Here is a 23,819-nt window from a genome sequence, read left to right as displayed (position 1 = left end):
CTAGCGTCGGGGCGTGAGCACCGGATCCCCACGCGTCCTGCCCGCCGACAGCGGCATCGCCGAGGCCGCCGCCGTCCTGCGCGACGGCGGGCTGGTGGCCTTCCCGACCGAGACCGTCTACGGCCTCGGCGCGAACGCCCTGGACGCCCGGGCCGCCGCCCGGATCTTCGAGGCCAAGGCCCGGCCCAGCTTCGACCCGCTGATCACCCACCTGGCCGACGCCCCCGACCTGGAGAAGCTCGTCGGGCCGGTGCCCCCGGCGGTGGCCGCGCTGGCCGAGCGGTTCTGGCCGGGGCCGCTCACGCTGCTCGTGGACCGGCCGGCCGAGATTCCGCCGATCGTCACCTCGGGGCTGGACACCATGGCCGTCCGGGTGCCGGACGAGCCCTCCGCCCGCGCCCTGATCCGCGCCGCCGGGGTGCCGGTGGCGGCGCCGAGCGCGAACCGGTTCGGGCAGCTCAGCCCGACCCGGGCCGAGCACGTGGTCAAGGGTCTCGGCGCGGCGGTGGACGTGGTGCTCGACGGCGGACCGACCCGGTGCGGGATCGAGTCGACCATCGTCGACGCGCGCGGCGCGCAGCCGGTGGTGCTGCGGCTCGGTGCGCTCGCCCTGGAGGAGCTGGTCGAGGCGGTCGGGCCGGTGAGCGTACGGCCGGGCAGTTCCGGGCAGCCGGTGGCGCCGGGGACGCTGGCCGCGCACTACGCGCCGCGTACCCCGTTGCGAGTGGTGGCGGGGGCGCAGCCGGCGCCGGCCGACGGCGGCCGGCGCGGTTTCCTGGCCTTCCGGGAGCGGCCGGCTGACGGGTACGCGGCGGTCGAGGTGCTCTCGCCCGCCGGGGACGTGACCGAGGCCGCCGCCCGGCTCTTCGACGCCCTGCACCGGCTGGACGCGGCCGGGGTGACCGAGATCCTGGCCGAGGCGGCGCCCGACACCGGGGTGGGCCGCGCGATCAACGACCGGTTGCGGCGCGCCGCCGCCACCTGGGACCCGGCTGACGCTCGGATGCATGGTCCCGCGGACCGGGGGTACCGATTCAGTTACCAACCCCCGGAAAGCGAGGTGTCCCATGCCGACCGCACGCGACATCATGACCAACGACGTGACCTGCGTCCGTGAGCAGGACGACCTGCGGGCCGCCGCCAAGCGGATGGCCGAGCTGGGCGTCGGCTCGCTGCCGATCTGCGGCGACGACAACAAGCTGAAGGGCATGCTCACCGACCGCGACATCGTGGTGAAGGTTCTCGCGCAGGGCAAGGACCCGGCCAACGTGACGGCCGGCGAGCTGGCCCAGGGCGAGGCGGTGACCATCGGCGCCGACGACGACGCCGCGGAGATCCTGCGCACGATGGGCCAGCACAAGGTGCGCCGGCTGCCGGTGATCGACGGGCACGAGCTCGTCGGGATCGTGGCGGTGGCCGACGTGGCCCGGTCGCTGCCCGAGCGCCCGGTGGGCGACCTGATCGAGGCCATCTCCGAGCGTTCCTGATCCCGTCCCATCATCGATCGCCGCCCTCCGGCTCCATGCCGGACGGCGGCGATCGGTGTACGGAAACCCTCGCTCAGCCGGTCAGCGGCACGGTCTCGCCACGAAGGATGGTGCGCACCCCCGAGACGAGCCCGCGCCGCTTCGCCTCTTCGACGAAGTGCCGTAGCGGCGAGCGGAACAGCGGGTAGTCGTCGTAGTGGATCGGCACGGTCAGCTTCGGTCGGATCAGCTCGACCAGGTCTGCGCCCTGCTTCGCGTCCATGGTGAGCAGGATGCCGGCGATCCGGGTGCCGCCCAGGTGGATCAGCATGGCGTCGATGTCCGGGAAGCGCTGCGGGATCTCGGCGAGCTGCGGGCGGCGCAGGGTGTCCCCGGTGACGTAGAGGCGGAACTGGCGCGTCCCGTCCCGGTCCAGGTCGATCATCGTGCCCATCACGTCGGGCAGCAGCCGGTCCAGCGCCCCCGGGCCGTGCTGGCCGGGCAACGAGGTCAGCCGCAGGATGCTGGACCCCCGACTGAACTCCCGTGACCGCCAGGTGGGCAGCCCCTCGGCCGCCCGGAATCCCCACTTGCGCAGCTTCCGTTCGGCCGCCGGAGTGGTGATGATCGGCAGCTCGCGGTCGAGCCCCTTGCGGGCCACCCGGTCGAAGTGGTCGCCGTGCAGGTGGGACAGGACCACCGCGTCCAGGGCGGGCAGTTCGGGGATGGTCAGCGCCGGCTCGGTGCTGCGGCGGGACCACAGACCCTTGCCCAGGTACGCCCGCTGGCCCCGGTGCAGGAAGTTCGGATCGGTCAACAGGGTGAAGCCCCCGATCCGGAGCACCGTCGTCGCGGTGCCGATGAACGTCACGTTCGGCTGGTCCGTCTCCACGCGTCCCACCTCCACCCCCGGCCGTACCCGGGACGGGCGGGGCCATGCGGGCCGCCGCCCTACCGACCGGACGTCTCCTCCGCGGCGGACCCGTCGCCGGGGCTCTCCTCGGCCGGCCCGTCCCCGGCCGATTCGTCGGCGGTCGACCCGGTCGGTCCGTCGCCGGTCGGCGGGAACCGCTCGACCAGTCGGGTCAGCGCGCCGTTGGCGAAGGTGGCGCCGAGCGCCGAGCCGGCGGCGATGCCCCACCCGACCGGCCCGAGCGGGGTGCAGCCGAAGAACTGGCTCACCCCGGGCGTCTGCACCACCGCGCCCAGCACGCCGAGGGACACGGCGGTGGAGGCGAGCACCATCGGGCTGGTGCCGCCGGCCAGCACCGTCTGCCCGAGCTGGGTGCCGACCAGCGACACCAGCGCCACCGTGCCGGCCCGTTTGCGCCGTCCGGTGTACCGGGCGACCGTCCAGCCGGCGGTCGCGCCGAGGGTGGTGGCCGCCGCGCGCAGGCCGATCTCCCGGGTCATCGTCTCGCCGAGGGAGGTGTCCGGACCCTCGCGCAGCAGCCCGTCGGCGTGGTCGGCGCCGGGTGGCCGGACCGCGATGGCCAGCGCCGGCGCCAGGTCGGTGAGCAGGTTGACCAGGAGCAGCTGCCGCCCGGTCAACGCGGACCGGCCGGTCGCCGCGGCGGTCAGCACGCTGAACGCGATCTCGCCGAGGTTGCCGCCGACCAGGATGCTCAGCGCGTGGCGTACCGAGGACCACATCGCCCGCCCCTCGACCAGGGTGGCGATGATGGTCTCCAGCCGGTCGTCGGTGACCACCAGGTCGGCGGCGGCCCGCGCGGCGGGGGTGCCCCGCTGGCCGAGGGCGATGCCCACGTCGGCCAGCCGGATCGCCGGCGCGTCGTTGGCGCCGTCGCCGGTCATCGCCACGGTACGGCCGCACTTCTGCAACGCCTGGATGATCCGCACCTTGTGGGTGGGGGTGCAGCGGGCGACCACGTCGGTGCGGGCCAGCCGCTCACCCAGCGCGTCGTCGTCGAGCTGGTCCAGCTCGGTGGCGGTCACCACCCGCTGCGCGTCGTGGCCGTCGCTGATGATCGAGGCGATCGCCTCGGCGGTGGCCGGATGGTCACCGGTGATCATGATGGTGTGCACGCCGGCCTGCCGGATCCGGCGCACGGCCGGGGCGGCGCTCTCGCGCACCCCGTCGGCGAGGGCGAGGAAGCCGACGAAGACCAGGTCGGTCACCTGCTCGTCGGTGACCGTCTCGGCGCCCACCCGGCACTCGGCGACGGCGAGAATGCGGTGCCCGGCCCGGGCCCGGTCGGCGAGCATCGCGTGCAGCCCGGCCCGCCCGTCGTCGTCCAGGTGCTCGTCCCGGCCACCCGGGGTACGCCAGGCGCTGCACCGGGGCAGCACCGTCTCCGGCGCCCCCTTGACGCTGAGCAGCAGCCGATCACCGGTCCGCCCGACGGTGGCGTGGTAGCCGCGGGACGGCTCGAAGGGCAGCCCGCCGACCGCCGCCCAGCCGTCCGCGCCGACCTGCTCCACCACCCCGGCGTCGCGGGCGCCGTGCCGGACCGCCCGATCGGTGTGCTGCGGCAGGTCGTCCGGGTCGTCGGCGGCGGGGGTGGCCCGCAGCGCGGCGGCGAGGGTCGGTCGCAGCCCGTCGTCGAGCCGGTCCACCGGGGCGTACCGGCCGTCGTCGCCGACGCCGGCCAGCCGCAGGCTCCCCTCGGTGAGGGTCCCGGTCTTGTCGAAGCAGAGCACGTCGACCCGGCCCAGCGCCTCGATGGTGCGCGGGTTGCGGACCAGCGCGCCGTGCTCGGCCAGCCGCCGGGCGGCGGCCAGCTGCGCGGCGCTGACCAGGAACGGCAGCCCCTCCGGCACCGAGGCCACGGCCAGGTTCGCGGCGGTCGCCGCCGTCTCCGCCAGGGGTACGCCCCGCAGCAGCCCCGCCCCGGCGACCGCGATCGCCGATCCGGCCGCCAGCGGGAGCGCCGCGCTGGTCAGCTTGCCGAGCCGGGCCTCCACCCCGCTGGCCGGCGGCGCCTGCCCGGCCAGCGCGAGGCTGCGGCCGGACTCGGTCTCGGCGCCGGTCGCCACCACCACGGCGGTGCCGTGTCCGGCGGCGACGGTCGTCCCCTCGTAGAGCATCGAGTGGCGGTCCGCCACGGCGGCGGCGACCACCGGTTCGACGGTCTTGCCGACCGGCAGCGACTCCCCGGTCAGCGACGACTCGTCCGCCTCCAGCCCGTCGGCGGTGAGCACCCGGCAGTCGGCCGGCACCGCGTCGCCCGGCCCGAGCGTGACCACGTCGCCGGGCACCAGCGCCTCGGCGGGGAGCACCCGCTCGGACCCGTCGCGAAGGACCCGGGCGGTGACCTCCGTACGGGACAGCAGCTCGGCCAGGGACCGTTCGGTGTTGCGCTGGTGCACCGCCCCGATCAGCGCGGAGCCGCCCACCACCCCGCCGACCAGGGCGGCGTCGACCAGCGAGCCGAACACGGTGGAGAGCACCGCCCCGGCGACCAGCACCGGGGTGAGCGGGTTGGACAGTTCGTCGACGAAGGCGCGTAGCAGGCCGCCGCCCGCGCCGGGTCCCGCGCCCGTGCCGGCGGTGTGCCGGCGGCGCGCCTCGGCCTCGGCCAGCCCGCCGGGAGTGGTGTCGAGCTGCCGCAGCACGGTGTCCACCGGCATCAGGTGCCAGGCGGTGGTGGCCGGGGTGGGCGCGCCGTCCGGGTGGGGCAGCCGGTGCGCCCGCCAGACGCCGTGGGCGAAGGCCAACGCGGCCGCTCCGTTCACCGCCGCCAGGCTGCGTCCGGGCAGCTCCTGCCGGTCGGCGGTGAAGGCGCCCAGCGCGCCGAGGCCGGCGCCGGCCATGGCGAGCCGGATGTTCTGCCGGGTCATCCGGTGGGCCACCCCCGCCGCCTCGATGACCAGGGCCGGGATCCGCAGGTCGGTGCCGACCAGCAGGTGGGCGCCCCACGGCGGCAGCGCCTCCGGGTCGGCGACGCCGAGGCCGCAGTCGGACGCGGCGAGCGCCGCCCGGTCACCGGACACCACCAGCACCACCGCGCCCTCGCGTTGCAGGGTGCGCACCGACTCGGCGAGGCGGTCACCGCCGGGCAGGACGGTGTCGGCGAAGGCGTACCGCTGGGGGTCGTCGCCGGCCACGACCAGCCGTAGGCCGGCCTGCCGGGCGGCGGTGGGCAGCGCGTCGACGCCCGGCGCCGGCTCCGGCTCGACCCGGATGACGGCGGCGAGGGTGTCGTGGTGGGCGAGCCCCAGGAGCTGGCCGCCGCCTTCGCGCAGCCGGCTGCTGTCCGGGGTGTCCCCGGGATCGGTGACGTCGAGGCCGTCGAGCGGGCCGAGCCGCCAGCCGTCCGCCTCCCGCGAGGCGTCCGGGTCGGCCGGGTCGAAGAGCGCGAACGCGCGGGCGGCCACCTCCCCGGTCGCCGCACCGCCCAGCGGGGCCAGGTCGGCGAGCACACCCCGGGCCGAACCCAGCACGGCCGCGTCCAGCACCACCGTGTCGATCCGGTCCAGTTCGCGCAGCACGCTGCGGTCCATCGCGATCACGCCGCGCTGGGCCAGCATCCGGCCGAGCTGTGCGGCGTACCCTTCGCGGCCGCTGCCCGGGGCCTTCGGCAGCGAGGACAGGGCGAGCGCGGCGGCGCGCTTGCGGCCGACGACCGGCACCGCGGCGGCCCCGGCCGCCGCGCCGGCGGCCAGCGCCCAGCTGATGTACCGCTCGACCGGGCCGTCGGCCTTCGGCCGGCCCCGCTCGGTGGCGGGCGAGCGGGCGACGGCCCGCTCCGGGTCGCCGGTCAGCCGCGGTTCGGCTTTGTTCCAGGCGGAGAGCTGCGCCCGCGCCTCACCCCACTGCACGATCCGCTGCACGCTGTCCAGGGCGATGCCGGTCCAGCCGCCGGTGAGCCCCTGGACGACCGCCTCGGCCAGCGGGAACAGCACCTCGGCGCGGGGGTCGGCGCGCAGCCCCCGGTCGGCCAGCGCGTGCAGCTTCGGGTGCAGGTCGATCGCGCCCAGCAGGCCGGCCACCTCGCCGGGGACCGGGGTGAAGGGCAGGATCCGGGTGGCTGCCGAGATGGTCAGGCCGAATGCGTCGGAGGCGAGCGCGCCGAGCGTCCGGGGCGTCCGCGGCCCCTCCTCGGCCGGGTGCGGGGGCGCGATCTCCGGATCCGGCTCGTACGGGCAGACCCGTTCGGTGCGGGCCACCGTGGCGATCAGGTCGCGCAGCCGGGGCTTCGGCTCCTCGACGGCCACCACCACCCGGCCGGACGGCGCGTTGACCCGGGCCCAGGTGACCCCGGGAATCCGTTCCAGCGCCGTCTCGACCTGCCGGGCCAGCCGGTCGCCGCCGTCCTGGCAGACGCCGTGCACCTCGATGTGGTGCCGTCCGCCCCGGGACCAGACCCGGCGCCGGGTCAGCCCGACCGCGCGGACCAGCCGCGACGCGGCCGAGCCGACGGTACGGGACGCGTCGGCGACCAGCGGTGGCACCGGTGGCAGTACGCGGTCGGCGACCCGGCCCAGCGCCGTCATCGAGCGGTACGGCCGAGCCGCCGGCCCCGCTCCCCGCCGTGCCCGCCGCTGCTGCCGTACGCCATCTCGCCTCCCGCGCTCGTCAGGCGGCCTGGCTTCCCGGCGAGCGGCCGGTTATGCCGTCGCGAGGAGGGAAGTTTGCGCCGGTCGGGGCGCATGGAGGCGGGGTGGACGTGGAATCCGGGTGGACGTCGGAGGAGTCGGATCAGGGGGAGGCCGCAATGAGCACCATCACGCGACACCTCAGCGGTGGTCAGGAGATGGTCCGCGCGTACACCCGCCGGGTGGAGGTCCCGATGATGGGCGAGATGGCGGTGCCGCCGCCGGACAAGCTCGCCTACTACGCGGGGCTGGGGGTACTGGCCGCGCTGCAGGTGATCGAGTGGCCACTGGCGCTGGTGATAACCGCCGGTCACGTCCTCGCCGACCAGCACATGTCCGGCCTCGCCAAGGGGTTCGGCGAGGCGCTTCAGTCGGCCTGACGAGACCGGGCTCACGGTTGACCTCAACCCGGGTTGAGGTCGCAGGCTGAGCCCATGTCGATCACATCTCGCCGGGCCCGGTCGGGCCGGTGACGGCCACCGCCGCGCCGCCGGTCACCCCGGCCGCCCGCCTGTACGACCCGCGCCTGCGGGCGATGACGGTGGGCATCGTCGCCCTGGTCTCCCTGCTGGCGTTCGAGGCGCTGGCGGTCGGCACCGCCATGCCCACGGTCGCCCGCGCGCTGGACGGTCTCGCCCTGTACGCGCTGGCCTTCGGCGGCACGTTCGCCGCCGGGGTGCTCGCGATGGTGCTCTCCGGCATCTGGTGCGACGCCCGGGGTCCCCGGGTCCCGATGTGGAGCGGGGTCGGGCTCTTCGTGGCCGGGCTGCTGCTGGCCGGCACCGCCACCGCGATGGGGCAGCTCGTCGTCGGCCGGGCCGTGCAGGGCTTCGGCTCCGGGCTGCTTTCGGTCGCGTTGTACGTGGTGGTCGGGCAGGCGTACCCGGAGGAGCTGCGCCGGCGGGTGTTCGCGGCGTTCGCCGCCGCCTGGGTCGTACCGTCGCTGGTCGGGCCGGCGGTGGCCGGGCTGATCGTGGAGCACCTGGGGTGGCGCTGGGTCTTCCTCGTGGTGCCGGCGGTGGCGGTTCCGGCGGCGCTGCTGGTCCACTCCGGCCTGCGCACCCTGTCCGCGCCGGTCGGCGGTCGGGTGCCCGCCGGGGCGCTGGCGAGGATCGGCTGGGCGGCCGGGGCGGGGGTGAGCGCCGCACTGCTGCACCACGGGGGGCAGCAGCGCGGCCCGCTCGCCGTACCGCTGGTGGTGCTGGCGCTGGTCGGCCTGGCCTGCTGCGCGCCCCGGCTGCTGCCGGCGGGGTTCCTGCGTGCGGCGCGTGGGCTGCCCACGGTGATCGGCCTGCGCGGCCTGGCCTCGGCGGCGTTCACCGGCGCCGAGGTGGTGATCCCGCTGATGCTCTCCCGCGAGCGTGGCTTCACGCCGACCGCCGCGGGTCTGGTGCTCACCGTCGGGGCGATCTCCTGGTCGGCCGGCTCCTGGTTGCAGGGGCGGCTGCCGGCGCCCCGCTCCTCCGCGACGTTCCCCCGGGCCGGGCTGGCCTGCATCACGGTGGGGACCGCGACGGTCGCGCTGGCGGTCGCCCCGGCCGTGCCGGTGGCGGTCGCGGTGGCGGGCTGGGCGGTGGCCGGCACCGGGATGGGCCTGCTCTTCCCGTCCCTGTCGGTGCTCACCCTGGACCTGTCCGCCCCCGGTGAGCAGGGGCGCAACAGCTCGTCGCTGCAACTGGGCGACTCGCTCTTCGCCGCAACGGTGCTGGCGCTCACCGGCACCGTGCTGGCCGCCGGGGCGGCGCCCGGTCCCGTCGACTACGCGGGGATGCTCGCGGTCGCGGCGGGCTGCGGCCTGCTCGGACTGCTGCTCGTCGGGCGGGTGGTGCCCGCCGTACCCCGCTGACCCGCCGCGCCCCTCCGGCGGTCGGGTGATGCGGCGAATCGGCCCTGGCCGGCGGGGTGGGCCGGGAGGATGGGGAGGCGATGAGCCTCCTGACCGTCCTGCCGTTGGCCGTGGTCATGGTGGCCGGCACGCAGCTGGTCGCGGCGGTCTTCCTCGCCTCCGGCGACCGGCCGCGGCAGGCCTCGCTGGGCTTCCTGGCCGGCGCGGCGGTCGTGGTGGTCGCCGGCACGACGACCGCCTGGGTGGTCACCCGGCGCGTGACCGGGCTCGCCGAGGACGTCGGGGCGGGCCCCCGGGAGGAGATCAGGACCGCCATCGGCCAGGTGGTGCTGGCGCTGCTCGTGGCGCTGGCCGTGGTGGTGTTCCTGCGCCGGCACTCGAAAGGTCAGCCGGCCTGGATGAGCCGGCTGCAGCACGCCGGTCCCTGGTCCGCGTTCCGGCTCGGCCTGCTGATCATGGTGGCGATGCCCGTCGACGATCTCACCATGGCCACCGTGGGGGCGAACGTCGTCCGGTACGACCTGCCGTGGTGGCACCTGGTGCCGTTCGTGCTGCTCACCCTGCTGCTGCTCGCCCTGCCGTTGCTGGCGCTGCTGCTGCTCGGTGGGCGGGCCGAGCGCGCGCTGCCGAGAATGCGGGACTGGGCCGACCACCACTCCTGGATCGTCAGTGAGATCGTCGTCGGCTTCTTCATCCTGATGACCGGGGCCGACCTGCTCAGGTGACGTCACGATCGGCCCGCCAGTCCCGTCGAGCTGTCGACCGAAGGGAGTCGAGATGAAGGTGCTGGTCACCGGTGCCGGTGGCACGCTCGGGCGGGCGGTGCTGCCCCGGCTGCGGGCGGACGGGTTCGACGTGCGGGCGATGAGCCGGCGGCCCCGGCACGACCCGGCGGCGGAGTGGGTGGTCGCCGACGTGGAGACCGGGGTCGGGCTGGCCGAGGCGGTGGACGGCGTGGACGCGGTGCTGCACCTGGCGTCGCAGCCGAACAGCCGGCGTACCCACCGGGTGGACGTGCTGGGTACCCGTGACCTGGCCGTCGCCGCCGGGGCGGCCGGTGTCGCCCACCTGGTGTACGTCTCGATCGTCGGCGTCGACCGGGTGCCCTACGCCTACTACCGGCACAAGCTGGCGGCCGAGCGGGTGGTGGCCGCCGGTCCGGTGCCCTGGACGGTGCTGCGGGCCACCCAGTTCCCGCCGTTCCTCGACGCGCTGCTGCGCACGGCGAGCCGGCTCGGCCCGGTGATCGGCGACCCGGCGGTGCTCGCCCAGCCCGTCGACCAGCACGAGGTCGCCGGCCGGCTCAGCGAACGGCTCACCGCCGGCCCGCTGGGCGGCATCGAGGAGTACGGCGGTCCACAGGTGCTCCGCTTCGACGAGGCGGTGCGCGCCTGGCGGGCGGCCCGGGGCTCGCGCCGGCCGTTGCTGCCGGTGCGGATTCCCGGCCGGCTGGGCAGCGCGCTGCGCGCGGGCGGGCTGACCACCACCGCCACCCCGACGGGCCGGCGGACCTGGGCGGACCACCTGGCTGACACGTACGGGGGAACCGGCCGGAGATGAAACCTCATCCCGTTCACGTTCGCCTTACCGTGGCGCCATGTTCACCGTCATCGCCACCGTCATCCTCTACGTCTTCGGGTTCGTCTTCCTCTACGGCGTGATCCGGCTCGCCGTCCGGCACGGCATGGAGGACCTGGAGGCCCGCCGGCCGCAGGTGCTGCGGGTCGCCCAGTCGGCCTCCGCCGACGACCGCGCCTTCATGCGCGAGAACGCCTTCCTCAGCGGTAGCTGAGCCGGCCGTTCCGGGCCGGCGTGATCCACCCCGTTTGCGGCGTGTCGCGGCTTCGGCAGCGTGGGACACCGCGACACGCCGCAAACGGGGTCGATCAACCCCGCCGGCCGGGCGGGTGCCGACGGGCGGATCGGTGCGGCGGGTGCGAGGATCGCAACCGTGATGGGGACGTTGAAGACCGAACCTGCCCGCACCCGACTCGACCTGCTGGCGTCGCCGGTCGCCGCCGCGTTGGCGCAGTGGCCGGTCGAGGCTCCGGTGGACGTCGACGACGTGCTGGTCGCCCCGATCGACGCGACGCTCGCCGACACGGCCGCCTTCTGCGCGGCGTACGAGGTGGGGCTGGAGGTGTCGGCGAACTGCGTCGTCGTCGCCGGCAAGCGCGAGGGGGAGATCCGCTACGCCGCCTGCGTCGTGCTCGCCACCACCCGGGCGGACGTCAACGGGGTGGTCCGGCGGGCGCTCGACGTGCGCAAGGCGAGCTTCGCCCCGATGACCGACGCGGTCGAGCTGACCGGCATGGAGTACGGCGGGATCACCCCGATCGGCCTGCCGGAGAGCTGGCCGATCCTGGTCGACTCCCGGGTGATCGCCACCCCGCACGTGATCATCGGATCCGGTGTCCGGCACAGCAAGATCGCGCTGCCCGGCCCGGCGCTCGGCGTGCTGCCCGGCGCGCGGGTGGTCGAAGGACTGGCCCGCCCGGCCTAGCTCCGCCGCCTCGGGCTCAAGGGTGAGGCGACGTCCGTCGATGTGGTTGCACGTGAAACATCACAGGGGTCGATGTCCGGTCAGGTGCCCGACTCGCGGCGCTCCACCTCGGACAACGCCGCCAGCAGCGTCTCCGGCTCCTGGGCGCCGGTGACCGCGTACTTGCCGGCCAGCACGAAGGTGGGCACGCTGCTCACCCCGAGCTGCTGGGCGGCGGTCAGGTCGGCGGCCACCTCGCGGCGCCCGACCGGGGAGTCGAGGTGGTCGCGGACCTCGGTCTCGTCCAGGCCGACCTTGCCGGCCAGCTCGACCAACGCGTCCCGCGAGCCGAGGTCCACCCCGTCGGTGAAGTGCGCCGCGTAGAGGGCCTCGACCGTCTCCTCGGCCAGACCGCGCTCGGTGGCGTACCGGATCAGCCGGTGCGCCTCGAAGGTGTTGGCCTGCACCGCGCGGTCGAAGCGCATGTCCAGCCCCACCCCGGCCGCGACCTGGGTGACCTGGGCGAACATCGCCTCCGCCCGCTCCCGGCCACCGAACTTCGCGGCCATCGCCTCGACCAGCGGCCTGGGCTCGGTCACCGGCGTGGGGTCGAGCTGGAAGGGGCGGTAGCGGACGGTCACGTCCCCGCCGTACGACGCCAACGCCTGCTCCAGCCGGCGCTTGCCGATCCAGCACCAGGGGCAGACCACGTCGGCGTAGATCTCGATCTCCATAACGCCAGTGAACACCCAGCTCAGCCCGCTTGTTCCCGGACCTGGCGCTTGAGCCGGGCCAGGATGGCGGTGCCGCCGCGCACCCGCAGCGGGCTGATCGCCTGGGCCAACCCCATCCGCTGGTAGAGGTCGTCCGGCACGGCGAGCACCTGCTCCGCGCTCGCCCCGTCCAGGCCCTCGGCGAGGATGCCGGCGAAGGCGCGGGTGGTCGGCGCCTCCGGCGGGCAGTCGAAGATCGTGCTCACCGTCCGGTCCGGGTTGACCTCGGCGCGGAGGAAGAACGAGGTCTGGCACTCGGGCACCTGCTCCATGCCCTCCCGGTCCACGCCTGGCGGCAGGGGCGGGATGACGTCGGCGTATTCGAGCAGCATCTCCAGCACCACGTCGCGGGGTGCGGCGGCGAACTCCTCGACGATCTCGGCCAGCTTCGTCGGCATCTCGGGCATCCCGCCAGGCTACCGCCGCCCGCCCGGGACGCTCGGCGGTCGGCGGACCGGCTTCCGGTGACGAAGGTCGCCGCCGGGCTCCGTCGACCCGGTACCGCCACGCCCACGAGAGCGAGGGGCACCGGGACGACGGGATCAGGCGTTCGGCGCCGCCTCGCTGATGTCGGCCAGCGCCGAGGTCGGGTCGAGCTGCATGGCCAGGTCGCCCAGGGAGACGATGCCCACCAGCTTGCGCTCGTTGTCGCAGACCAGCACCCGCCGGATGTTGCGCTCGCGCATCAGCGACGCCGCCTCCGAGGCGGTGGAGTGCTGCTCGATCATCACCACCTCCCGGGTGGTGATCGAACCGATGGTGGTGGTCGACGGGTCGCTGCGCTCGGCCACCGCCCGTACCACGATGTCGCGGTCGGTCAGCACGCCGGCGAGGGTGGCGCCGTCGGTGACCACCACGTCGCCGATGTCCGCCTCCTTCATCACCCTGGCCGCCTCGTCCAGGGTGGTCTCCGCCGACAGGTAGACCACCTGCTTCGTCATCACGTCACTGACCCGGTACATGAGAGCCTCCGAAACACCCTTGGTCGATCCCGCAGCGGTACCCCGTGGCGCGCCCGCTACACCCGGTTGCCGAGTGCGCGGTCCACCTCGTCGACCAGCCGCTCGACCAGCCCGTCCATCGGCAGCTCCGCCCGCTCGCCACCGGCTCGGTCACGCAGCTCGACGTACCCGTCGGCGAGACGGCGGCCGACCACGACGGCGCGCGGGATGCCGATCAGCTCCGCGTCGGTGAACTTCACCCCGGCGGAGACGTTCACCCGGTCGTCGACCAGCACCCGCAGGCCGGCGGCGGACAGCCGCCCGCCGAGGGCGAGCGCCGCGTCGAGCTGCGGCCCCTTGCCGGCGGCGATCAGGTGTACGTCGACCGGCGCGATCGCCGCCGGCCAGACCAGTCCCCGCTCGTCGTGGTGCTGTTCGGCGATCGCGGCCACCGCCCGGGAGACCCCGATGCCGTAGCAGCCCATGGTCGGCCGGACCGGCTTGCCGGCCGAGCCCAGCACGTCGAGCGCGAAGGCGTCGGTGTAGCGGCGGCCGAGCTGGAAGATGTGCCCGATTTCGATGCCCCGACGCATGGTCAGCGCACCGGTGCCGCAAGCCGGGCAGGGGTCGCCGGGGCGCACCTCGGCCGCCTCGATGGTGCCGTCCGGGGTGAAGTCGCGGCCGGCGACCACGTTGGTGGCGTGCCGGCCCGGCTCGTTGGCGCCGGTCAGCCAGGCGGTGCCGGTGACCACCCGCGGGTCGACCAGGTAGCGGACGCCGAGCTTCGCCATGATCTGCGGTCCGATGTAGCCGCGGACCAGCTCGGGATGGGCGGCCCAGTCGTCGAAGACGGCCACGGTGGCCGGGGCGAGGCCCGCCTCGACCCGCTTCAGGTCCACCTCCCGATCGCCGGGCAGCCCGATGACCAGCAGCTCCGACGACTCCGCGCCCGGCCGGCGCACGCTCAGCACGACGTTCTTCAGCGTGTCGGCGGCGGTCCAGTCGTCCCGGTCGGCCAGCCGGCGAGTGTTCGCCAACTCGACCAGCGAGGCGATGGTGGGCGTCTCCGGGGTGTCGTGCACCTCGCTGGCCCGCTGCGCGTCCGGGTCGGTCGCGGCCGGGGCGGGGGTGGTCACCGCCTCGGTGTTCGCCGCGTAGTCGCACTCCGTGCAACCGACGAAGGTGTCCTCACCGACCGGCGTCGCGGCCAGGAACTCCTCCGACGCCGAGCCGCCCATCGCCCCGGACATCGCGTGCACCACCGTGTAGTCGAGCCCCAGCCGGTCGAAGACCCGCCGGTACGCCGCCCGGTGCCGCTCGTACGACTCCCGCAGGCCGGCCTCGTCGAGGTCGAACGAGTAGGCGTCCTTCATCAGGAACTCGCGCCCGCGCAGCAGGCCGGCCCGGGGCCGGGCCTCGTCGCGGAACTTCGTCTGGATCTGGAACAGCGTCACCGGGAAGTCCCGGTACGAGGTGAAGAGGTCCTTCACCAGCAGCGTGGCCATCTCCTCGTGCGTCGGGGCGAGCAGGTGCTCGGCGCCCTTGCGGTCGGCCAGGGTGAAGATGTCGTCGCCGTACTCCGTCCACCGGCCGCTGGTCCGGTAGGGCTCGGCCGGCAGCAGCGCCGGGAAGTGCACCTCCTGGTCGCCGACGGCGGTCATCTCCGACCGGACGATCTCGGTGACCCGGTCGAGCACGAGCTTGCCCAGCGGCAGCCAGGTGTAGCCCCCCGGCGCGGCGCGACGGATGTAACCGGCGCGCAGCAGGAGCCGGTGGCTCGGCACCTCCGCGTCCGCCGGATCCTCGCGCAGGGTCCGCAGCAACAGGGTCGACGTACGTAGCAGCATTCGCGCAGCGTACGACCGGCGCGGCGGGGCCGGCGACGCCATTACGCGGGTTGGTGTCGAAACTTGTCGCGCACATCGGCTGCCCGCACGGCAACCCGGCGAACGCGGGGTGGCGTCTGGAAATGCATCATCGGCACTGGCCCGAACCACGCGGAGGCGACTCGGGCCCCGACCACGCGGTGGACCGGACGTGGCGGTGTGCGAACCGCGTGTCGCAGCTCAGGGGCCCACTGTGCTGATTCGGGTTGTGCATCAGAGGCGTCGGGTGGGACCGGCGACGGCTGCCGGCGGGGATACTGTCCCCTGTGAAGTACGTCTCCCGGGTTCCGCAACCGCCGCTGGACCAGCTGGTCGACGACCTCTACTACCTCGAGGGCACCCCGCCGTACTCGCGACTGAAGTGAAGGTCGTGCTCAGCGTCGACGCCGGGCCGCTGCCGGCCGATTGATTTCTTACAAGCGCCCGCACCGGCATCCACCTCAGAATCAGCACATCACGACGCGAGGAGATCCAATGGGCAAGGTGATCATGGGCTGCGCCGCCGTCTCGATCGACGGGTTCATCGCCAACGAGAGCGACGAGGTCGGCCCGCTGTTCGACTGGGCGGGAAACGGCGACGTCGAGTGGACCTGGAGCGGCGAACCGGAGGAGTATTCGATGCACAGCACGCGTGCCTCCATAGAGTTCGTCAGAGCCGTCTACCCGCGCATCGGCTGCGTGGTGATCGGCCGCCGGCTGTTCGACCTCACGGACGGGTGGGACGGGGTGCCGGCCGCCGGTGAGCACGTCTTCGTCGTGACGCACAAGCCGCCGACGGACTGGAAGTATGCGGGGACCGCCCCGTTCACATTCGTCACCGACGGGGTCGAGTCGGCGATCGAGCGGGCGCGGGCATTCGCGGGCGACGACCGGATCGTCGACCTCGCCGCCGGGCAGATCGGAGGTCAGGCGCTGCGACTCGGGCTCGTCGACCAGGTCGTGATGAACATCGTTCCCGTCGTGTTCGGATCGGGTCGCCCGTTCTTCGGCGCGATGGGCGCCGGCGACATCGTCCCCCTCGACAACCCCGCCCGCGTCGTCCAGGGCGACCGTGTGACGCACCTGCTCTACGACGTCTCCCGCCCGTCGGCGTGACGCGGCGGCTCGTCGCCTGCGGAATCAGTGCGGACCGCCGGCCTCGGACGCCGGGTGACCGCGGTCCAACGGCTCGCCCTGCCGGCCGGCCCGGCGCGGGACAACCCCGCCGTCTCGCCGGACGGCCGCGGCTGGGCGCGGCGGACGGCAGCTACGGCAGGGTGGCCATCTCCTCGTGCGTCGGGGCGAGCAGGTGCTCGGCGCCCCTGCGGTCGGCCAGGGTGAAGATGTCGTCGCCGTACTCCGTCCACCGGCCGCTGGTCCGGTAGGGCTCGGCCGGCAGCAGCGCCGGGAAGTGCACCTCCTGGTCGCCGATGGCGGTCATCTCCGACCGGACGATCTCGGTGACCCGATCCAGGACGAGCTTGCCCAGCGGCAGCCAGGTGTAGCCGCCCGGCGCGAGGGGGGCCGACGACGCCATTACGCGGGTCGGTGCCGAAACTTGTCGCGGACATCGGTCGCCCGGACGGCAACCCGGCGATCCCGGGGTGGCGTCTGGAAAGGCATCAACGACTACCCCAAGGATCGGCTCGTGTGGACCCTCTCCTGAGTGAGTTCGACTCGTTCGTCCGTACCCGGACGCCGGCGCTGCTGCGCTCGGCTTACCTGCTGACCGGCGACCAGCACCTCGCCGAGGACCTCGTCCAGTCGGCACTGGCCCGTACCCACCGATCGTGGGGCCGGCTGCACGACAGCGGCAACGCCGAGGCGTACACCCGCAAGATCATGTATCACCTGCAGGTCTCCTGGTGGCGACGCCGGCGGGTGCCCGAGTCGGTGACGGGCGAGCTGCCCGAACCACGCGGAGGCGACTCGGGCCCCGACCACGCCCACCAGACCACCCTGCGGCTGACCCTGCGGGCCGCCCTGGCCAAGCTCTCCCCGAAGCAGCGGGCCGTGCTGGTCCTGCGCTTCTTCGAGGACCGCACCGAGGCCGAGGCCGCCGAGATGCTCGGCGTCACCGTCGGCACCGTCAAGAGCCAGACCTCCAAGGCGCTGGCCAAGTTGCGCACCGTCGCGCCCGAGCTCGCCGAGCTGTACGTCCTGGAAGGAAGCGCCCGATGAACGACCAGCGTCTCCGGCTCGACCTCGCCGATCTGGCCGAGGAGGTCACCCCGGTCGACCTGCGGGACCGCGCCCTGCGGACGTCCCGCCGGATCGGCATCCAGCGCGCGATCGCCACCTCGGCCGCAGCGGTGGTGCTGTTCGGCGCGGCCACCGGAACCGCGTTCGCGTTCCTGCCGAACCGGGGCGCCGACCCGGTCCCCGGCACCACGCCGTCGGTCACCGCCAGCCCGTCGCCCACCGCGTCCCCGACCCCGTCGCCCTCCGGCAGCCCGTCGATCGCCCCGCCGGCCACGTCGACCAGCAGCCAGCCCGCCAGCAGCGCCAGCTTCGGGCGGCTCCACTACGGCCCGGTCAACACGGGCGAGGCCGCCACCGCCAACCTCTACTCGTGGACGCCGGGTGGCACCCCCGTCCGACGGCTCGCCCTGCCGGCCGGCCCGGCGGAGCTCAATGCCGCCGTCTCGCCGGACGGCCGCAGGGTGGCCTGGGTCGAGGACGGCGGCGCGCTCTGGACCTCCGCCCTCGACGGCTCCGGCAAGCGCAAGCTCCACGACCTGGTCGACAACATGTGCTGGTCGCCGACCTGGTCGCCGAACTCCCGGCAGCTCACCGTGCGACTGGGCGCGGCGGACGGAAGCTTCAGCAAGGTTGGCTTGCTGGACGTCTCGTCGGGCGCCTTCACCGAGGTGGCCGGCTTCGACGGCTGCCACCCGGTCTGGGCCGCCAACGGCACGGTGGCCTTCGCCGACGGGTCGAACGGCACCGTCGTCGTCACCGACCGCACCGGCGCCGGGCGGCGCACCATCCCGGGCCTCGGCAGCAAGGGCAGCCGGTACGTCTGCTTCGACGTCGCCAGCATCTCCCCGGACGGGCGGCGGATCGCGCTGTTCCGGATCGACCGCGACGGCACCTACGGCGACGCGGCGCGCAGTCTGCTGGCCAACGCCGTGCTCGACACCCGGACGGGCAATGTGGTGAACCTGCCGCTGGGCGGCCGCGAACTGCGGCAGGCCTACTTCCAGGCGGACGGCTCGCTGGTGGCCCGGGTGCGCAGCGGCAGCCGGTACACCCTGATCCTGATCGACAAGGCCGGGAAGAAGGTCGCCGAGAAGGCGGAGCCGAGCAGCCTGGCCTCGATGCAGATCATCGCCGCCGTCGACTGACCCATCGGGTACGACAGGGGCGGGCCGTCCTCCGGGGGGCGGCCCGCCTGCTCGCCGTTTCGCCGGTATGGCGGTATCCCGGCGTGGTCGACGCCGCCACTTCGGCGACCTGGAGATGACCACTCGACCGCAGTTGCTGAGCACCGAAGCTCCGCACCTCGTCGTCTGGTCCTCGATCTGGCGGAAACGGCCGGACGCGAGGGTACGGTTCGATCTCCCGCCCGACGGCGGAGGCGGGACTGACCTGCGCTGGACCCTCTTTCTGGCCGAGCCGACGCCGGAGCCGGCGCTGCTGGGGCACATGCGTAAGCGACTCAACCAGCTCATCAACGCGAACCTGCGGTTCACGTTCGGCCAGTAGGTGGACGGCCCCGACCGTCAGCGCCCCTTGGCAAAGGTGACGAACGCTCGCCAGGTCTGCGGGTCGAAGGTGAGTACGGGACCGGCGGGGTCCTTGCTGTCGCGGACGCCGACGACACCGGGCAGGTTGTCGGCCACTTCCACACAGTCGCCCTGGACGCCGCTGCGGGTGGATTTGCGCCAGGTAGCGCCAATCAGCTCCATGACGTCACCACTTCCTTCATCAGCTCAATCGACTGCCGGCGAGACAAGGCCTCGTTCCGAACGCTCTCCCACCTCGCCAGCAGGATAGCCAGATCGTCATCCTTATCGACCACGACGCCGCCCAGTTGATGCTCAAGTTGCCCGATCCATCCGCCTTCGCTTGTCCTCGCGAGTGTGAAGTGGCCAGTCAGTCCAACATGCATGCTGATCTCGGCGGGGATGACGTGGATGCTGATGTGTGGACGCTCGCTGGACGCGATCAAGTGGGCAATCTGTTCGGCCATGAGCCCTCGGAAGGCCTCGTCGGTGCGGCGGAGGACGCTCTCCTCGACCACTGCCACGAACTGCGGCGGGTCCGAGCGGATGAGAACAGCTTGCCGGTCCATTCGAACCGCTACCCGCCGCTCCACTTCGTCATCGCTGATCATGTCGTCGGTGCGGATCACCGCCCGGGCGTAGTTCTCTGTCTGCAACAGGCCGGGAATCAGCGTTGGTTGATAGCAGCGCATCTGCTGCGCCTGGCGCTCCGCCTCCAGCCATGGCCGGAACCAGCTCGGCTGCCCGTCCCGCTCCGCGAGCTTCAGCATCGACGTCAACAGCCCACCCGTGCCGAGCACCTCGTCCGCCCGCTTGAGGAAGAACCGGTCGAGCGGGCGCTGGCCCAGCTCGACGGCGGAGACCTGGGAACCTGAGAAGTGGACGAGCTTCCCGAACTCCTCCTGACTCAGCTCGGCGTTCACCCGCAGCCGGCGCAGTTGTGCCCTGATCAGCTCGGCGGTCGGCTCGCGTTCCACAGTTCCTCCACGATTCCCTTGGCGTCTCCACGGCCCGTCCCCGCGGCCGGAAGAGCTGACCGGGCCCCGCCCCGACCAGCGTCGATGCCTTCCGACGGTAGTCGCGTCCTCGCCAGACTGTCACGTAGCGGGTCGCCTGCCGTCCGGCCCGCTCGGGGGCCGCCCGTGACCCCCGGTGCAGGGGCGGCCCCACCCCACGTCCGGAGGAGGTCGAGATGCGCCAACGGTCCGGCTCGTCGAGGGCACGAGGCTGGGCGAAAGGAAGCAGCCGGTGACTTTCAGCCAGCTCCCGGTACCCCGCCTCGGCCCGCACGCCAACCGGCCCCGCGCGTATCCGCCAGGCCGCCCACCGCACCTGCCGATCCGCCCGCTCTGGGTGTGCCGGGGCTGCGGCCTGCCGTGGCCCTGCGCCGAGGCCCGGCTGCTGCTCAAGATCGAGTACGCCGATCACCCGGTCGAGCTGGCCATCTACCTCTCCGGGCTCTACCACGAGGCCACCCACGACCTGTTCCGGCTGAACCCGCACGACGGGCCCACCCCACGCGAGCTGTTCGCCCGGTTCGTTGCGTGGGGGCCGTACCGGCGGCCGATCGTCGAGCCCTCGGAAGACGACCGGTGAGCCGAGCCGCCCGATGAGGCACCATCTGGTCATGATCGATTGGCGACTCGACCGGATCGGTTCGGCGCTGCGCGGAGAGAATCCCACCGTCCTGGCCCGGCTTCCCGGCGGGTTCGCCGTGATCGGGGACGTGCAGTGGCTCCCTGGCTACTGCGTGCTGCTGGCGGACGACCCGGCCGTGCAGCGGCTCACCGACCTACCGAGGGCGAAGCGGCTCGCGTACCTGGAGAGCATGGACCGGCTGGGCGAGGCGGTCGAGCGGGCCTGCGCCGAGGCCGACCCGGCTTTCCGGCGGGTGAACCTGGAGATCCTGGGCAACACGGACCCGTACCTGCACGCTCATGTCTGGCCCAGGTACGAGTGGGAGCCGCCGGAGATCGTCGGCAAGCCGGTCTGGCTGTATCCGGCGTCGAAGTGGCGAGACCCGGCCTCGGCGCTGAGCGAGCAGCACGACCAGCTGCGGGCCGCCATCACCCGGTACCTCACCGGGTAGCGGCCCCTGGTCGAGCCGGATCGATGACCTCCGCCACGTTCGCCGGACGGGTGGCAGCGCCGGGAACCGACCCGGTGACAGACTGGTCGCCGCAGGCAACGAAGAGCGTGAGGGAGGCGGCGTGCGCTGGCGCAGCTTCGTCGCGGTGGGGGACAGCTTCACCGAGGGCATGGACGACGCGTACCCGGACGGAACCTACCGCGGGTGGGCCGACCTGGTGGCGACCCGACTGGCCGCCGAGGCCGGCCCGGACTTCGGGTACGCCAACCTGGCGATCCGGGGTCGGCTCTTCCCCAGCGTGGTGGCCGAGCAGGTGCCCGCCGCCCTGGCGATGAAGCCCGATCTGATCAGCTTTGCGGCTGGCGGCAACGATGCGCTGCGCCGCAACTTCGACCCGGACACCCTGGTCACCCGCTTCGACGACGTGGTGCGGCAACTCCGCTCCGGCGGCGCCGACGTGATCCTCTTCCGGTTCGCCGACGTGATGGCGCGGTTGCCCGGCCAGCGCCTGGTCGCCCCCCGGATGGAGCTGATGAACCGGGCGGTCGGCGAGACCGCCGAGCGGCACGGCGCGATCCTGGTCGACCTGTACGCCGACGACACCTTCCTCAACCCGATGCTGTGGAGCACCGACCGGCTGCACCTGTCGGCCGCCGGGCACCGGCGGGTCGCCGCCCAGGTGCTGACGGCGCTCGGGGTGGGCTGCGACGAGGAGTGGCTGCTGGTCCCGGAGCAGCCGGCTCCCACGCCCTGGCTGGCCGCCCGCGCCGCCGACCTGCGCTGGGCCGGCCAGCACCTGGCCCCGTGGATCAAGCGGCGGCTCACCGGGCGGTCCTCCGGCGACACCGTCACCGCCAAGCGCCCACTGCTCGGGCCGGTCAGCGACTGACCGTGCGGACCATCCACGCCGCCACGCTGCTGCGGTCGACGCCGGAAGGCGAGCCGGTCGCCGGCCGCGCGGTGCTCGTCACCGGCAACCGGATCGAGGCGGTCGCGCCGCTGGACGAGTTGACGGAGGCGTACCCGCAGGTGCGGGTCCGGCGGTGGGCCGGCACCCTCGGGCCGGCGCTGGTGCACGACGGGCCCCTGCCGCCGGCACCGAGCCCGCGCGAGCGGGTGCACGCGCTGTTCCGGCTCGGCGTCGCCGCGGTGCTCGCCGCGCACGTCACCGAGCCGGAGCTGCGGGCCGCCGCCGTCCGCAACGACGTCGCGGTGCTCGACCGGGTACGACCGCCGGCGCTGGTGCCGACCGGCCGCGCCGACCTGGCCGTCTTCGCCGACGACGGCCGCTGCCTGGCCACCGTGGTCGCCGGGCGGCTGGTGCACCGCCGCGCCTGAACCCGGGTGGGCGTCGATCCTGAGTGGTCGCGTGCCGGCGGTCACATCCGCCGCACCCGATTTCCGATGGCCGGCCGCCGTGCCGGGATCCGGCGTACCTTGGGGATCATGCCTGTGCCGAGCGATCCGAATCCCCGCCTCCAGTCGTACGCCGATCCGCAGCGCCTGGTCACCACCGAGTGGCTGGCCGAGCACCTAGGCGACGAGGGCCTCGTCGTGGTGGAGTCCGACGAGGACGTGCTGCTCTACGACACCGGTCACATCCCGGGCGCCGTCAAGGTCGACTGGCACACGGAGCTGAACGACCAGGTGACCCGCGACTACCTCGACGCGAAGAGCTTCGCCGAGCTCTGCGCCGCCAAGGGCATCGGCCGGGGCGACACGGTGGTCTTCTACGGCGACAACTTCAACTGGTGGGCCGCGTACGCGCTCTGGGTCTTCTCGCTCTTCGGCCACGCCGACGTACGGCTGCTCGACGGCGGCCGGCAGAAGTGGATCGCCGAGGGGCGGGAGCTGACCCGGGAGAAGGTGACCCGTCCCCGCGCCGAGTACCCGGTGCCGCAGCGCGACGACACGCCGATCCGGGCCTACCGGGAGCAGGTCATGGCGCACGTCGCCGCGGGCCGGCCGCTGGTGGACGTCCGGTCGCCCGGCGAGTACACCGGCGAGATGCTGCACATGCCGGACTACCCGCAGGAGGGCGCGCTGCGCGGCGGGCACATCCCGGGCGCGGTCAGCAAGCCGTGGAAGTCCGCCGCGAACGAGGACGGCACCTTCAAGTCCGCGGACGAGCTGCGCGCCATCTACGCCGACCAGCTCGGGCTGAGCCCGTCGGACGACGTGGTGGCGTACTGCCGGATCGGTGAGCGGTCCAGCCACACCTGGTTCGTGCTGCGGCACCTGCTCGGCTACCCGCAGGTGCGCAACTACGACGGCTCGTGGACCGAGTGGGGCAACCTGGTCCGGGCGCCCGTCGCCAAGGGCGACCAGCCCGGCGGCATCGCCGGCTGAGTCCTCCCGCCGCACCGACGGCCGTGGTCACCGCTGGGTGACCACGGCCGTCGTCGTCACGGGGTACGCCCGTCCGGGGCCGTCCCGGTCAGGTAGCGCTGGAGGGTGGGGCCGACCCAGGCGACCAGCTCGGCCGGCGTCGCGTCCACCATGGGCGGCAGGCCGACGATGTAGCGGGTGAATGCCAGGCCGAGGATCTGGCTGGCGACCAGGCCGGCGCGGCGGGCGGTGGTCGCCGGGTCGGTGCCGAACCGGGCCACGACCGCGCCGAGCTGGTCGGCGAAGAGGCCGCGGATCCGCTCGGCGGCGCCCGGGTTGGTGCTGGCCGCCCGGAGCAGGGCGGCGAGCGTCTCGTCGCCCTCCCAGCGGTGCAGGAAGTGCCGGACCAGCACCTCGCCGAGCTGCCCGGTGGGCACGTCGGCCAGCTCCGGCAGCCGCAGGTCGAACTCGGCCGCCGCCGCGAAGAGTCCCTCCTTGTTGCCGTAGTAGCGCATGACCATCGACGGGTCGATCCGGGCGTCGGCGGCGATGGCGCGGATGGTGGCGCGCTCGTATCCGTCGGCGGCGAACCGTTCCCGGGCGGCGCGCAGGATCGCGGCGCGGGTGGCGTCCGAGCGGCGGGCGGGGGTTGCGGCGGTCATGTCCCCGACTCTATGCCAACAAGCGTTGACACGGCGTTCCGACCCGGCCTAGCCTTGCCTACAACCGTTGGCAAACACTT

25 protein-coding genes and 2 pseudogenes are annotated in these 23,819 nt (G+C 73.8%); 17 read left to right on the top strand and 10 right to left on the bottom strand.

Annotated features, from left to right (window positions below; genetic code table 11):
* Positions 1–37: 37 nt before the first annotated feature.
* Both FHX75_RS16570 and FHX75_RS16565 read left to right on the top strand, forming a co-directional pair.
* Positions 38–985 (top strand): annotated as a pseudogene (locus FHX75_RS16570) (L-threonylcarbamoyladenylate synthase); the annotation flags it as partial.
* Between the two features lie 82 nt (positions 986–1,067).
* The gene (locus tag FHX75_RS16565; RefSeq protein ID WP_154940985.1) at positions 1,068–1,487 is read left to right on the top strand and encodes a CBS domain-containing protein; all 420 of its coding nucleotides are present in this window, start codon (positions 1,068–1,070) and stop codon (positions 1,485–1,487) included.
* Between the two features lie 73 nt (positions 1,488–1,560).
* Here the strand turns inward: FHX75_RS16565 and FHX75_RS16560 are convergent, their stop codons facing one another.
* Both FHX75_RS16560 and FHX75_RS16555 read right to left on the bottom strand, forming a co-directional pair.
* Complete coding sequence (locus FHX75_RS16560) at positions 1,561–2,358, bottom strand: MBL fold metallo-hydrolase (RefSeq protein WP_154940974.1); 798 nt, start codon at positions 2,356–2,358, stop codon at positions 1,561–1,563.
* 59 nt (positions 2,359–2,417) lie between these two features.
* A complete protein-coding gene (locus FHX75_RS16555; protein ID WP_154940972.1) occupies positions 2,418–6,923 on the bottom strand; it encodes a cation-translocating P-type ATPase in 4,506 nt (1,501 codons plus the stop codon).
* Positions 6,924–7,144: 221 nt separating this feature from the next.
* Here FHX75_RS16555 and FHX75_RS16550 point away from each other — a divergent pair, with 221 nt between their 5' ends.
* From FHX75_RS16550 to FHX75_RS16525, 6 genes are all read left to right on the top strand, one after another.
* On the top strand, positions 7,145–7,405 hold the full coding sequence (locus FHX75_RS16550; RefSeq protein WP_154940970.1) for a hypothetical protein: 261 nt from the start codon (positions 7,145–7,147) through the stop codon (positions 7,403–7,405).
* Positions 7,406–7,494: 89 nt separating this feature from the next.
* Positions 7,495–8,871 (top strand): MFS transporter, encoded by a 1,377-nt coding sequence (locus tag FHX75_RS16545; protein ID WP_246158127.1) that lies wholly within the window; start codon positions 7,495–7,497, stop codon positions 8,869–8,871.
* A gap of 80 nt (positions 8,872–8,951) precedes the next feature.
* Entirely contained in the window at positions 8,952–9,596 is a 645-nt protein-coding gene (locus tag FHX75_RS16540; RefSeq protein ID WP_154940968.1) for a GAP family protein, read from the top strand.
* 52 nt (positions 9,597–9,648) lie between these two features.
* Positions 9,649–10,431: an SDR family oxidoreductase gene (locus FHX75_RS16535; protein ID WP_154940966.1), complete on the top strand. Its 783-nt coding sequence runs from the start codon at positions 9,649–9,651 to the stop codon at positions 10,429–10,431.
* A 37-nt stretch (positions 10,432–10,468) separates the two neighbouring features.
* Positions 10,469–10,663, top strand: coding sequence for a hypothetical protein (locus FHX75_RS16530; protein ID WP_154940964.1), 195 nt, complete (start codon positions 10,469–10,471; stop codon positions 10,661–10,663).
* Between the two features lie 162 nt (positions 10,664–10,825).
* The gene (locus FHX75_RS16525; RefSeq protein ID WP_154941997.1) at positions 10,826–11,374 is read left to right on the top strand and encodes a YbaK/EbsC family protein; all 549 of its coding nucleotides are present in this window, start codon (positions 10,826–10,828) and stop codon (positions 11,372–11,374) included.
* Between the two features lie 80 nt (positions 11,375–11,454).
* Here FHX75_RS16525 and FHX75_RS16520 read toward each other — a convergent pair whose 3' ends face one another.
* The 4 genes from FHX75_RS16520 to FHX75_RS16505 form a co-directional block, all read right to left on the bottom strand.
* Positions 11,455–12,087, bottom strand: coding sequence for a DsbA family oxidoreductase (locus FHX75_RS16520; protein ID WP_154940962.1), 633 nt, complete (start codon positions 12,085–12,087; stop codon positions 11,455–11,457).
* A gap of 20 nt (positions 12,088–12,107) precedes the next feature.
* Positions 12,108–12,533: a SufE family protein gene (locus FHX75_RS16515; protein ID WP_154940960.1), complete on the bottom strand. Its 426-nt coding sequence runs from the start codon at positions 12,531–12,533 to the stop codon at positions 12,108–12,110.
* A gap of 135 nt (positions 12,534–12,668) precedes the next feature.
* The gene (locus tag FHX75_RS16510) at positions 12,669–13,088 is read right to left on the bottom strand and encodes a CBS domain-containing protein (protein ID WP_154940958.1); all 420 of its coding nucleotides are present in this window, start codon (positions 13,086–13,088) and stop codon (positions 12,669–12,671) included.
* Between the two features lie 56 nt (positions 13,089–13,144).
* Positions 13,145–14,914 carry a proline--tRNA ligase gene (locus FHX75_RS16505; RefSeq protein WP_154940956.1) on the bottom strand — a complete coding sequence of 590 codons (1,770 nt, stop codon included), beginning with the start codon at positions 14,912–14,914 and terminating at the stop codon, positions 13,145–13,147.
* Between the two features lie 513 nt (positions 14,915–15,427).
* Here FHX75_RS16505 and FHX75_RS16495 point away from each other — a divergent pair.
* Positions 15,428–16,048 carry a dihydrofolate reductase family protein gene (locus FHX75_RS16495; protein ID WP_154940954.1) on the top strand — a complete coding sequence of 207 codons (621 nt, stop codon included), beginning with the start codon at positions 15,428–15,430 and terminating at the stop codon, positions 16,046–16,048.
* A 157-nt stretch (positions 16,049–16,205) separates the two neighbouring features.
* Here the strand turns inward: FHX75_RS16495 and FHX75_RS16490 are convergent.
* Positions 16,206–16,448, bottom strand: a pseudogene (locus FHX75_RS16490) (proline--tRNA ligase); the annotation flags it as partial.
* Positions 16,449–16,582: 134 nt separating this feature from the next.
* On the opposite strand from FHX75_RS16490, the gene FHX75_RS16485 reads away from it, so the two are divergent.
* The 3 genes from FHX75_RS16485 to FHX75_RS16475 all read left to right on the top strand — a co-directional run bounded on the left by FHX75_RS16485 (position 16,583) and on the right by FHX75_RS16475 (position 18,640).
* A complete protein-coding gene (locus FHX75_RS16485) occupies positions 16,583–17,113 on the top strand; it encodes a SigE family RNA polymerase sigma factor (RefSeq protein ID WP_154940952.1) in 531 nt (176 codons plus the stop codon).
* Positions 17,110–18,279, top strand: a complete 1,170-nt coding sequence (locus tag FHX75_RS31255) for a TolB-like translocation protein (RefSeq protein ID WP_211364482.1) — start codon at positions 17,110–17,112, stop codon at positions 18,277–18,279. Before FHX75_RS16485 ends, FHX75_RS31255 begins: the two co-directional genes overlap by 4 nt.
* A gap of 115 nt (positions 18,280–18,394) precedes the next feature.
* Positions 18,395–18,640 carry a hypothetical protein gene (locus FHX75_RS16475; RefSeq protein WP_246158125.1) on the top strand — a complete coding sequence of 82 codons (246 nt, stop codon included), beginning with the start codon at positions 18,395–18,397 and terminating at the stop codon, positions 18,638–18,640.
* A gap of 17 nt (positions 18,641–18,657) precedes the next feature.
* Here the strand turns inward: FHX75_RS16475 and FHX75_RS16470 are convergent, their stop codons facing one another.
* Together FHX75_RS16470 and FHX75_RS16465 are read right to left on the bottom strand one after the other, a co-directional pair.
* Positions 18,658–18,843, bottom strand: coding sequence for a DUF397 domain-containing protein (locus FHX75_RS16470; protein WP_154940948.1), 186 nt, complete (start codon positions 18,841–18,843; stop codon positions 18,658–18,660).
* Positions 18,834–19,637, bottom strand: coding sequence for a helix-turn-helix domain-containing protein (locus FHX75_RS16465; protein WP_154940946.1), 804 nt, complete (start codon positions 19,635–19,637; stop codon positions 18,834–18,836). The genes FHX75_RS16470 and FHX75_RS16465 overlap by 10 nt, the downstream gene beginning before the upstream one ends.
* Positions 19,638–19,908: 271 nt before the next feature.
* Here FHX75_RS16465 and FHX75_RS16460 point away from each other — a divergent pair, with 271 nt between their 5' ends.
* From FHX75_RS16460 to FHX75_RS16440, 5 genes are all read left to right on the top strand, one after another.
* On the top strand, positions 19,909–20,256 hold the full coding sequence (locus FHX75_RS16460; RefSeq protein ID WP_154940944.1) for a hypothetical protein: 348 nt from the start codon (positions 19,909–19,911) through the stop codon (positions 20,254–20,256).
* Between the two features lie 31 nt (positions 20,257–20,287).
* Positions 20,288–20,749: an HIT family protein gene (locus tag FHX75_RS16455; protein ID WP_211364481.1), complete on the top strand. Its 462-nt coding sequence runs from the start codon at positions 20,288–20,290 to the stop codon at positions 20,747–20,749.
* A 121-nt stretch (positions 20,750–20,870) separates the two neighbouring features.
* A complete protein-coding gene (locus FHX75_RS16450) occupies positions 20,871–21,638 on the top strand; it encodes an SGNH/GDSL hydrolase family protein (protein WP_154940940.1) in 768 nt (255 codons plus the stop codon).
* Between the two features lie 2 nt (positions 21,639–21,640).
* Positions 21,641–22,087: an imidazolonepropionase-like domain-containing protein gene (locus tag FHX75_RS16445; protein ID WP_154940938.1), complete on the top strand. Its 447-nt coding sequence runs from the start codon at positions 21,641–21,643 to the stop codon at positions 22,085–22,087.
* A 108-nt stretch (positions 22,088–22,195) separates the two neighbouring features.
* Positions 22,196–23,098 carry a sulfurtransferase gene (locus FHX75_RS16440; protein WP_154940936.1) on the top strand — a complete coding sequence of 301 codons (903 nt, stop codon included), beginning with the start codon at positions 22,196–22,198 and terminating at the stop codon, positions 23,096–23,098.
* Positions 23,099–23,154: 56 nt separating this feature from the next.
* Here the strand turns inward: FHX75_RS16440 and FHX75_RS16435 are convergent, their stop codons facing one another.
* Positions 23,155–23,739, bottom strand: coding sequence for a TetR/AcrR family transcriptional regulator (locus tag FHX75_RS16435; RefSeq protein ID WP_154940934.1), 585 nt, complete (start codon positions 23,737–23,739; stop codon positions 23,155–23,157).
* Positions 23,740–23,819: the final 80 nt, after the last annotated feature.

This window comes from Micromonospora palomenae (assembly GCF_007829925.1).
GTDB classification, from domain to species: Bacteria; Actinomycetota; Actinomycetes; order Mycobacteriales; family Micromonosporaceae; genus Micromonospora; species Micromonospora purpureochromogenes.
The sequence above is the reverse complement of the archived record's forward strand: the minus strand, read 5'-3'. Positions and strand labels throughout refer to the sequence as shown.